Source organism: Sphingopyxis sp., assembly GCF_016463645.1.
In the GTDB taxonomy this organism is placed as follows: Bacteria; Pseudomonadota; Alphaproteobacteria; order Sphingomonadales; family Sphingomonadaceae; genus Sphingopyxis.
In genome coordinates, this window is sequence record NZ_JAEMQX010000157.1 from 1 (window position 1) to 2,061 (window position 2,061).

Genomic DNA, 2,061 nt, shown 5'->3' on the forward strand with positions numbered 1-2,061 from the left:
CTGATCAAGATCGAGATGCACTTCCTGCCCGACGTCTATGTGACGTGCGAGACGTGCCACGGCAAACGCTACAACCGCGAAACGCTCGAGGTGAAGTTCAAGGGCCACAGCATCGCCGACGTGCTCGACATGACGGTCGAGGATGCGGCCGAATTCTTCAAGGCGGTGCCGTCGATCCGCGAGAAGATGGCGATGCTCGTCCGCGTGGGCCTCGGCTATATCAAGGTCGGGCAGCAGGCGACGACGCTGTCGGGGGGCGAGGCGCAGCGCGTCAAGCTGGCCAAGGAACTGTCGCGCCGTTCGACCGGGCAGACGCTCTATATCCTCGACGAGCCGACCACCGGCCTCCATTTCGAGGATGTCCGCAAGTTGCTCGAAGTGCTGCAGGCGCTCGTCGATCAGGGCAACAGCGTCGTGGTGATCGAGCATAATCTGGACGTCATCAAGACCGCCGACTGGATCGTCGACCTGGGCCCCGAAGGCGGCGTGAAGGGCGGCGAAATCGTCGCCGCGGGGACGCCCGAACAGGTCGTCAAAGAAAAGCGCAGCTTCACCGGGCAGTATCTGGCACCACTGCTCAAATAACGGCGCGCCCTATCCTTCGGGCCCGATTGACAAGTCACTTGCACCCTTGCAGATAACCCTTGGCCGCACTCTGCGGCTTGGGGGAAAATGGATGAATTACCTGAGGGGCGCGTCCGCTTTTGCGGTCTCTTTTGTCATGCTTTCAATGTCGGCTCAGGCGCAGGAAGCCGCGGCACCCGCCGGGGCGGCCGAACCCGCCGCCGTCACCGAAACCGCCGCCGCGCCAGCCGCGGTCCCGGCGGTCGCCGCCGCACCCGCGGTCGCCATCGCGGCGCCGGCGCCCGGGCTGATGCTGCCGTCCTATACCGAAGTGATCCTGACGCCCGATGCCGAGGCGAACAGCAAGAAATTGCGCGAGGGGCACACGATCCCGATGCACACGGTGTTCGACGTGATGCACAATGGCGTCGTCGTGATCCCGAAGGGCACGCGCGGCATGGGCACGGTGACGTGGCGCACCGGCAAGGGCGCGTTCGGCAAATCGGCGAAGATGGAGGTCACCTTCAACGAGCTGACGCTGCCGAACGGCCACCGCCTGCCGCTGGCGGGGATGCACCGGCAGGAGGGCGAAGGGAACACCGGCGCCGCGGTCGGCGCGGCGATCGCGGTCGGCGTGTTCGGCGCCTTCGTCACCGGCAAGTCGGCGATCATCCCGGTCGGCCAGCATCTGATGGCGCGCACGAACGAGCCGCTCGCCTATGTCATTCCGGCGGGCGCGGTGGTCGTCCCGACCGCGCAGCTCGCCCCCGCGGCGGGGGTCGCGGTGGTGACGCCCGCCGCCGTGCCGACGCCGGCAGCGGCGGCGCCCAAAGCCGAAGCCGCGCCCGCGGCCGAACCCGCAGCGATGGCGACGCCGACCGAAGGCTGAATCAGCGATGCGCTCCGGACCCGATCCGGGGCGCATCTTCCGCCGTGCCGCCGCGCGGCGCCGGGTCGGCCCGGGGCGGCGGCGCCGACGCCGCGACCGCCGGAGCCTTTGCCGGCCACACCGCCGACACGGGATAGAGCAGGATCAGCCAGGCAAGGCAGGCCATTGTGATGCGGCGGTCCCTCGCCCGGATGCCGAGCAGCGCGACGGGGAAGAAGGACCAGGTCACCACGATATTGCGCAGGTCGAACGGCGGCCACATCGCGAGAACCCCGACCGTCACCAGCAGCGCGGCATTGGCGAGCAGGATGCCGCCGAGCACCTTGCGATGATGTTTGTCGAAATGGGCATTGAGATCGCTCCATTCCTCGGGATCGTCGGGAAAGACGAGGCTGGCCGCGACGAAATAGACGGCGGTGACGAGGAAGCCGCCGAACAGCACCGGCCAGTTCAGCGGCAACAGGTCGCGCAAGGACCAGCCGTACATCCAGAAGGTGACGACGTCGCACGACACGAACAGGCCGAGCAGCGCGGTCGGCCAGCCGATGCGGACGCGGTGACTGGCCTTCAGCGCGCGCGCGAGCCCGCCGAGCCCCTCGGCGAGCGCG

Annotated in this window: 3 protein-coding genes; 2 read left to right on the forward strand and 1 reads right to left on the reverse strand. The window is 68.1% G+C overall.

Annotation, left to right across the window (positions count from 1 at the left end):
* Both JHC57_RS19870 and JHC57_RS19875 read left to right on the forward strand, forming a co-directional pair.
* The coding region (locus JHC57_RS19870) for an ATP-binding cassette domain-containing protein (protein WP_294032326.1) at positions 1 to 585 on the forward strand (585 nt) is incomplete at its 5' end.
* Between the two features lie 136 nt (positions 586 to 721).
* Positions 722 to 1,453: a hypothetical protein gene (locus JHC57_RS19875; protein ID WP_294032327.1), complete on the forward strand. Its 732-nt coding sequence runs from the start codon at positions 722 to 724 to the stop codon at positions 1,451 to 1,453.
* A gap of 1 nt (position 1,454) precedes the next feature.
* Here the strand turns inward: JHC57_RS19875 and JHC57_RS19880 are convergent.
* On the reverse strand, positions 1,455 to 2,061 hold a 607-nt coding region (locus tag JHC57_RS19880), incomplete at its 5' end, for a hypothetical protein (protein WP_294032328.1).

Excerpts from the sequence above, each read along its gene's own strand:
- JHC57_RS19875 (WP_294032327.1), top strand. The coding sequence starts at position 722 with ATGCTTTCAATGTCGGCTCAGGCGCAGGAAGCCGCGGCACCCGCCGGG.